Consider the following 7,764-nt stretch of genomic DNA (forward strand, 5'->3'; position numbering starts at 1 on the left):
GCGACGTCGGGCAGCAGCGCCTCGCCGGCCGGCGTGAGCGCGACGCGGCGGCGCGTTCGGTCGAACAGCAGCAGGCCCAGCGTGCGCTCCAGCTGAGCGATCGCCTGGGTGAGCGGGGGCTGGGTCATGTGCAGGCGCTGGGCGGCGCGGCCGAAGTGCAGCTCTTCCGCCACGGCCAGGAACTGGCGCCACACGCGCAGCTCGATCGATGCGTCATTCATATGCCAAGCATATCAATGACCCCTTGAAAACGGATTGGAACCAATCAATCAAACAGCGCATACTCCGCGCTGCCCCAAAAGCCGCCCGCCCACCCGAGGCCGGCCCGGCGACACGAAATTTCCTCCCACGAAGGACGCCCCCATGGAAAACAAACCCCTGCAGATCAACCGCCGCAGCGCCAACATCACCGAAGGCAAGTCGCGCGCGCCCAACCGCTCGATGTACTACGCGATGGGCTACGAAGAAGGCGACTTCAAGAAGCCCATGGTGGGCGTGGCCAACGGGCACAGCACGATCACGCCGTGCAACTCGGGCCTGCAGAAGCTGGCCGATGCGGCCATCCAGGGCATTGAGGAAGCCGGCGGCAACGCCCAGGTGTTCGGCACCCCGACCATCAGCGACGGCATGGCCATGGGCACCGAAGGCATGAAGTACAGCCTGGTGAGCCGCGAGGTCATCAGCGACTGCATCGAAACCTGCGTGCAGGGCCAGTGGATGGACGGCGTGGTCGTCGTGGGCGGCTGCGACAAGAACATGCCCGGCGGCCTGATGGGCATGCTGCGCGCCAACGTGCCGGCCATCTATGTGTACGGCGGCACCATCCTGCCGGGCAAGTACAAGGGCCAGGACCTGAACATCGTGAGCGTGTTCGAGGCCGTGGGCCAGAACGCCGCCGGCAACCTGAGCGACTTCGACCTCAAGGAGATCGAAAAGCGCGCCATTCCCGGCACCGGCTCGTGCGGCGGCATGTACACGGCCAACACCATGTCCAGCGCGTTCGAGGCGCTGGGCATCAGCCTGCCCTACTCCAGCACCATGGCCAACCCGCACGACGAGAAGCAGAACTCGGCCAAGGAATCGGCCAAGGTGCTGATCGAGGCGATCAAGAAGGACATCCGCCCGAGCGACATCGTGACCAGGAAGTCCATCGAAAACGCCGTGGCCGTGATCATGGCCACCGGCGGCTCGACCAACGCGGTGCTGCACTTCCTGGCCATCGCGCACGCGGCCGGCGTGGAATGGTCCATCGACGACTTCGAGCGCGTGCGCCAGAAGACGCCCGTGCTGTGCGACCTCAAGCCCAGCGGCAAGTACCTGGCCGTGGACCTGCACCAGGCCGGCGGCATTCCGCAGGTCATGAAGGTGCTGCTGAACGCCGGCCTGCTGCACGGCGACTGCCTCACCATCGAAGGCAAGACCATCGCCGAGGTGCTGAAGGACGTGCCGGACGCGCCCCGCGCCGACCAGGACGTGATCCGCCCCATCGACCGGCCCATGTACGAGCAGGGCCACCTGGCCATCCTCAAGGGCAACCTGAGCCCCGAAGGCGCGGTCGCCAAGATCACGGGCCTGAAGAACCCCGTCATCACCGGCCCGGCGCGCGTGTTCGACGACGAGCAGTCGGCCCTGAAGGCCATCCTGGACGGCAAGATCGTGGCGGGCGACGTGATGGTGCTGCGCTACCTGGGCCCCAAGGGCGGGCCTGGCATGCCCGAGATGCTGGCACCCACGGGCGCGCTGATCGGCGCGGGCCTGGGCGAAAGCGTGGGCCTCATCACCGACGGGCGCTTCTCCGGCGGCACCTGGGGCATGGTCGTGGGCCACGTGGCACCGGAAGCGGCGGCGGGCGGCACCATCGCGTTCGTGAACGAAGGCGATTCCATCACCATCGACGCGCACACGCTGCGGCTCGAACTGAACGTGCCCGAGGCCGAACTGGCCCGCCGCCGCGAAGGCTGGACGCCCCCCGCTCCGCGCTACACGCGCGGCGTGCAGGCCAAGTTCGCCTTCAATGCCGCCAGCGCCAGCAAGGGCGCGGTGCTGGACGCCTACTGATCCAGGCCGGCCGCGCGCCGGCCATTGCAAAAGACAAAGCCCGCGGCCGGTCAGGCGCGCGGGCTTTTGGTTGGAGGGGTCGGTGCCGATCGGGGCGGTGCGTTCAGCGGCGGTTGCGCGGCTGGATGCCCAGGGCTTCCTTGTTCTTGTTGATGCGGTCCTGCTTGCGCTGGTCCATCCGTTCCATCGCGCGGCGCTTGGTGTAGCCGGTGGCGTCGGCCCAGGCCCACCAGACGAAGGCCACGGCGAAGGGGGACAGAACCCACCACCACGACCACAGAGCCACTGGCCCGATCTCGAGGTATTTGAGCAGCACAAGAAGCACTCCCAGACCCAGCGCGTACATGGTGATCTCCTGTGCGGTACGGACTTTACGTGCCAGGGGTCAACCCCCGCCACTACAATTTCATTGAGCCGGATACTAACCCACAACCCACAGGAAACCCCCGATGAAGCGCACCCTGATCACCCTCGCGATGGCCCTGTCGGTGGCCGTGCCGGCCCTGGCCGACCAGGCCCTCGCCACCTCGAAAAACTGCATGGCCTGCCATGCGGTGGACAAGAAGCTGGTGGGCCCGTCGTACAAGGATGTGGCCGCCAAATACGCCGGCCAAAAGGATGCGGTGGACAAGCTGGCCGCCAAGATCATGAAGGGCGGATCCGGCGTGTGGGGCCCGGTGCCCATGCCGGCGAATGCCCAGGTGAACGATGCCGACGCCAAGAAGCTGGCCGCCTGGGTGCTGTCGCTGAAGTAAATCCATCCATCGCGCTGCCGATCAACGCCAACGCAAACGCGCGCTGCACGGGAACCCGTGCAGCGCGGCGTTCGTTTTGGAGGGTCGGCAGGCAAGCTGTGCCGCCGACGCATCACCACATCAGATCGGGTCGATGCGGGAATCGACGCGCGGGGTGCCGCGCAGCTGGTGTTCGAGCTGGCCCACGTAGGCCGCCGTGGTGTTGTCCGATTCCTGGGCACGCTGGGCCAGATGCAGTTCCAGCGCATCGATGCGCGCGATCAGGGCGGAATGGGACTGCAGGTTCTGGTTTTCGAGAAACGCGCGCAGTTCGGTGAAGCGGGAGGCTTCGGCCTTGTCGGCCAGGTCGCGCTGGGCCGTCATTTCCTTGGCGTGGCGGCGCGTCTCCAGCAGCACCGAGCCCTGCAGCGACAGCACGTAGGCGATGAAGAAAATGCCCAGCAGCACGGTCAGCCCCAGCATGAGCAGGCCCAGCGGGGCCTCGAAGGAGGTCAGCCCCAGCGAGATGACGGATGGGGTGGCCAGCGTGGTCCAGTTGAGCGCGGCCAGCACGGCCATGGCGGCCACGATGAGCAGCAGCGCGATGGTTCTGAAATTCATGTCAATCTCCCGGAAGGTGTCGAAATCCGCAGCCTGGCAGGCGCGGTTGGGGGACGTTTTTAACCTGTGCGGGAGCGGTTATCGCTGGCTGGAAATTGAAACCGGCACTGTCCTACAGCGCGGGCCGGAAACGAAAAACCACTGGACGGGAGCATGCGGTGGTTTTGAAAGCATAAAAACAGAGGCGCCGTACTGACGGTGGGGGGATTTTGCCGTCACTCACATCGCCTGCGGCGATATGAGTGCCGTCAAACCCTGCGAAGCGCTTCGCGCCAGGCCGCCTTGCGGCGGCCACCTGGATCAATTGGTTTCAGCCAATTGATCCAGGATCGCAGGGTTTTCCAAGGTGCTCGTGTCCTGCGTGATCTGCTCGCCCTTGGCGATGGAACGCAGCAGGCGGCGCATGATCTTGCCGCTGCGGGTCTTGGGCAGGTTGTCGCCGAAGCGGATGTCCTTGGGCTTGGCGATGGGGCCGATCTCCTTGGCGACCCAGTCGCGCAGTTCCTTGGCGATGGCCTTGGCCTCGTCGCCGGTGGGGCGCGAGCGCTTGAGCACGACGAAGGCGCAGATCGCCTCGCCCGTCACGTCGTCGGGCCGGCCCACCACGGCGGCCTCGGCGACCAGATCGGTCTTGGACACCAGGGCCGATTCGATCTCCATGGTGCCCATGCGGTGGCCCGAGACGTTCAGCACGTCGTCGATGCGGCCCGTGATGCGGAAGTAGCCGCGATCGGCACTGCGCACCGCGCCGTCGCCCGCCAGGTAGTAGCCCTTGAGCTCTTCGGGGAAATAGCTTTTCTTGAAGCGCTCGGGGTCGTTCCAGATGGTGCGGATCATGCTGGGCCAGGGCTTCTTGATGACCAGGATGCCGCCCGTGCCGTTGGCGATGTCGTTGCCCACCTCGTCCACGATCGCGGCCGCGATGCCCGGCAGCGGCAAGGTGCAGCTGCCCGGCACCAGCGGCGTCGCGCCCGGCAGCGGGGTGATGACGTGGCCGCCGGTCTCGGTCTGCCAGAAGGTGTCCACGATGGGGCAGCGCTCGCCGCCCACGTTCTTGTGGTACCACATCCAGGCCTCGGGGTTGATGGGCTCGCCCACGCTGCCCAGGATGCGCAGGCTCGACAGGTCGGAGCGTGCGGGGTGCACGGCGGCATCGCCCTCGGCCGCCTTGATGAGCGAGCGGATCGCCGTGGGCGCGGTGTAGAAGATCGTGCAGCGGTGGCGCTCGATCATCTGCCAGAAGCGGCCGGCGTTCGGGAAGGTGGGAATGCCCTCGAAGATGATCTGCGTGGCGCCCGCAGCCAGCGGCCCATAGGCCACGTAGGTGTGGCCGGTGATCCAGCCGATGTCGGCCGTGCACCAGAACACGTCGTCCGGGCGCAGGTCGAACGTCCAATCCATGGTGAGCTTGGCCCACAGCAGGTAGCCGCCGGTGGCGTGCTGCACGCCCTTGGGCTTGCCGGTGGAGCCGCTGGTGTACAGGATGAACAGCGGGTGCTCGGCGCCCACGGGCACCGGCGGGCAGTCGCTGCTCTGGCCCTGCAGCGCCTCGGCGAAGGTCTTGTCGCGGCCCGCCACCATGGCGCAGGCGGTGGCCGTGCGCTGGTAAACGAGGATGCTGCGGATGGTGTCGCAGCCGCCCATGGCCAGGGCCTCGTCCACGATGGCCTTGAGCGGCAGCTCCTTGCCGCCGCGCATCTGGTAGTTGGCGGTGATGACGGCCACCGCGCCCGCATCGATGATCCGCTCCTGCAGCGCCTTGGCAGAAAAGCCCCCGAACACCACGCTGTGCGTGGCGCCGATGCGCGCGCACGCCTGCATGGCGATCACGCCCTCGACCGTCATGGGCATGTAGATGAGCACGCGGTCGCCCTGCTGCACGCCGTTGGCCTTGAGCGCGTTGGCGAACTGCCCCACGCGGGCCAGCAGTTCCTTGTAGGTGACCTGGGAGACGGTGCCGTCGTCGGCCTCGAAAATGATGGCGGTCTTGTTCTCGACCGGGGTGCCGATGTGCCGGTCCAGGCAGTTGGCGCTGGCGTTCAACTGGCCATCGGCGAACCATTCGTAGAACGGCGCCTTGGAGGCATCGAGCGTGCGCGTGAAGGGCCTGTCCCACTGCAGGTTCTCGCGCGCCAGGCGGGCCCAGAAGCCTTCGAAATCCTGCTCGGCCTCGGCGCACAGCGCGTCGTAGCCGGCCATGCCGGAAATGCGCGCGGCCTTCTGCAGGGCTTCGGAGGGCGGGAAAACGCGGTTTTCCACCAGCACGGATTCAATCGTGGACGAGGGCGCACTCATGGGTTTTGTCTCCTGGAGTCAACATAATTTGGCGGTACTTTCGGGGGCCGCACTTACATGCCACTGACGGATGCCGGCGGCCGCCAAAGGCTCCGATGCTACGCCTGTGCAGGCGGCGGGTTTCTGTCACAGGGCAAGCGGCCGGTGCTTCTAGAATCGCGCGAGTTTCATTTCTAGCGATTTTCAAGAAAACCCTCCCATGGCCCTCCCGCAACCCCCCGCTTCCCGCAACGGCAGCAAGTCCCTCACCCCGCTGGCCTCGCTGATCTTCGCCAGCCGCTGGCTGCAACTGCCGCTCTATCTGGGCCTGATCGCCGCCCAGGGCGTGTACGTGTGGCACTTCCTCGTGGAGCTGTGGCACCTGATCGAGGCCGCGTTCGGCCACCAGGGCGCGCTGCAGTCGCTGGTCACCAGCATCGGCTACAAGCCGGGCGTGGAGGTCACGGCGCTGAACGAGACGGTGATCATGCTGGTCGTGCTGGCGCTCATCGACGTGGTGATGATCTCCAACCTGCTCATCATGGTGATCGTGGGCGGCTACGAGACCTTCGTGAGCCGGCTTAACCTGCAAAGCCACCCCGACCAGCCGGAATGGCTGGGCCACGTGAACGCCTCGGTGCTCAAGGTCAAGCTGGGCCTGTCGATCATCGGGATCAGCTCCATCCACCTGCTCAAGACCTTCATCAACGCCGCCAACTACGACGAGAAGGTGCTGATGTGGCAGACGATCATCCACGTGGTGTTCCTGCTGAGCGCCATCGCCATTGCCTACACTGACAAATTGCTGAACGTTTCGCACGAAAAGCACTGAGCGCCCACACCCTCTCCCACCGAGCCCCGGCAAGGCCCCCAAACAGGGGTCTTTCGGGGCTCTTGCCTTAGTACTTGTTGGCCTGATTGCTACCAAAAACATAGCAAACCGGTATCCACCCGGCTCCGCTGCTGCGCCCGCGATTAACACATCGAGCAAACCCGGGTCTTTTGACACAAAAACACCCAATAACTATACTTTTGGAGTGTTTTACAACCTGCAATGCAGGTAATCCGCTCTTTCCGGCCCGCAACGCGGCGCTTTCACCGGAGCGGATCCCGCCAGGAAAACGGCGGCCCGGCCCCAGGCCCGGCCGCTTCCCCCCTGGCCCATGGCCGACCCATTCGGCCCTGATGCCCCAAGGCGCCCGCCCGTTCGTCGGGCTCGGCGCCGCGTGATCCCCGGGAGTCCTCCGACCGACCTCTCCCGGCACGCCCCAGGCCCTTGCGCACCGCCTCGCGTGCCATTCGGGCCGATCCCGGTCACCTCGGTGCCCACCCTTTCGCCGCTGTTCCCGCGCGCCCTGGGCGTCCGGGTTCGGCTGCCGCATCAGGGTCTCGAATGCCCAGGCTTTCGCAGCCCCGCCCGCCTTCGGGCGGCCGGGGCGTGTTCAACCCGTTCCAACCGAGGGAGGACCCACACCGTGGCCAAACAAATCACCATCGAACATGTGTTCAAGGTTTTCGGCGATGCGCCGCAAGCCGCGCTCGAGCTCGCCAGCCAGGGCCTGAGCAAGCAGGACATCCTGGCGCGCACCGGCCATTCCATCGGCGTGTTCGACGCCAGCTTCACCATCGAGGCGGGCGAGATCTTCGTCGTGATGGGGCTGTCGGGCTCGGGCAAGTCGACCCTGTTGCGCATGCTCAACCGGCTGATCGAGCCCACGGCGGGCCGCATCCTGGTGGATGGCCAGGACATCAACGCGCTGTCCGACCGGCAACTGCGCGCGCTGCGCCGCAAGGACATCAGCATGGTGTTCCAGTCGTTCGCGCTCATGCCCCATCTCACGGTGCTGGACAACACCGCGTTCGGCCTCGAACTGGCGGGCGTGGCCCGGCCCGAGCGCCAGCGCCAGGCCGCACTGGCGCTGGAGCAGGTGGGCCTGGGATGCTGGGCCGACAGCTACCCCGACGAGCTGTCGGGCGGCATGCAGCAGCGCGTGGGCATTGCCCGCGTGCTGGCCAGCGACCCGGACGTGATGCTGATGGACGAGCCGCTGGGCGCGCTCGACGCCTTCACGCGCGA

At 66.3% G+C, this 7,764-nt stretch carries 9 protein-coding genes; 5 read left to right on the forward strand and 4 right to left on the reverse strand.

The window, feature by feature from the left end; all coding sequences use genetic code 11:
* Positions 1-221, reverse strand: a 221-nt coding sequence (locus AC27KI_RS15725; protein ID WP_487114658.1) for a LysR family transcriptional regulator, incomplete at its 3' end; no start/stop codon positions are given.
* 142 nt (positions 222-363) lie between these two features.
* Here AC27KI_RS15725 and ilvD point away from each other — a divergent pair.
* Entirely contained in the window at positions 364-2,058 is a 1,695-nt protein-coding gene (gene ilvD / locus AC27KI_RS15730) for a dihydroxy-acid dehydratase (protein WP_317352305.1), read from the forward strand.
* A gap of 103 nt (positions 2,059-2,161) precedes the next feature.
* On the opposite strand, the gene AC27KI_RS15735 is transcribed toward ilvD, so the two are convergent.
* Complete coding sequence (locus tag AC27KI_RS15735; protein ID WP_284399149.1) at positions 2,162-2,404, reverse strand: TIGR04438 family Trp-rich protein; 243 nt, start codon at positions 2,402-2,404, stop codon at positions 2,162-2,164.
* A gap of 103 nt (positions 2,405-2,507) precedes the next feature.
* Here AC27KI_RS15735 and AC27KI_RS15740 point away from each other — a divergent pair, with 103 nt between their 5' ends.
* Positions 2,508-2,813, forward strand: coding sequence for a c-type cytochrome (locus AC27KI_RS15740; protein WP_272564181.1), 306 nt, complete (start codon positions 2,508-2,510; stop codon positions 2,811-2,813).
* 120 nt (positions 2,814-2,933) lie between these two features.
* Here AC27KI_RS15740 and AC27KI_RS15745 read toward each other — a convergent pair whose 3' ends face one another.
* Positions 2,934-3,413 (reverse strand): LapA family protein, encoded by a 480-nt coding sequence (locus AC27KI_RS15745; protein WP_272564182.1) that lies wholly within the window; start codon positions 3,411-3,413, stop codon positions 2,934-2,936.
* Between AC27KI_RS15745 and AC27KI_RS15750 the strand changes: the two genes are divergently transcribed.
* Complete coding sequence (locus AC27KI_RS15750; RefSeq protein ID WP_487114660.1) at positions 3,397-3,609, forward strand: hypothetical protein; 213 nt, start codon at positions 3,397-3,399, stop codon at positions 3,607-3,609. The genes AC27KI_RS15745 and AC27KI_RS15750 overlap by 17 nt on opposite strands.
* A 104-nt stretch (positions 3,610-3,713) precedes the next feature.
* Here AC27KI_RS15750 and acs read toward each other — a convergent pair whose 3' ends face one another.
* Positions 3,714-5,708 carry an acetate--CoA ligase gene (gene acs / locus AC27KI_RS15755; protein WP_487114662.1) on the reverse strand — a complete coding sequence of 665 codons (1,995 nt, stop codon included), beginning with the start codon at positions 5,706-5,708 and terminating at the stop codon, positions 3,714-3,716.
* Between the two features lie 199 nt (positions 5,709-5,907).
* Between acs and AC27KI_RS15760 the strand changes: the two genes are divergently transcribed.
* Both AC27KI_RS15760 and AC27KI_RS15765 read left to right on the forward strand, forming a co-directional pair.
* Positions 5,908-6,519, forward strand: coding sequence for a TIGR00645 family protein (locus tag AC27KI_RS15760; protein WP_092740989.1), 612 nt, complete (start codon positions 5,908-5,910; stop codon positions 6,517-6,519).
* 643 nt (positions 6,520-7,162) lie between these two features.
* On the forward strand, positions 7,163-7,764 hold a 602-nt coding region (locus AC27KI_RS15765; protein WP_487090047.1), incomplete at its 3' end, for an ATP-binding cassette domain-containing protein.

This window comes from Acidovorax sp. KPB24-03 (assembly GCF_057546605.1).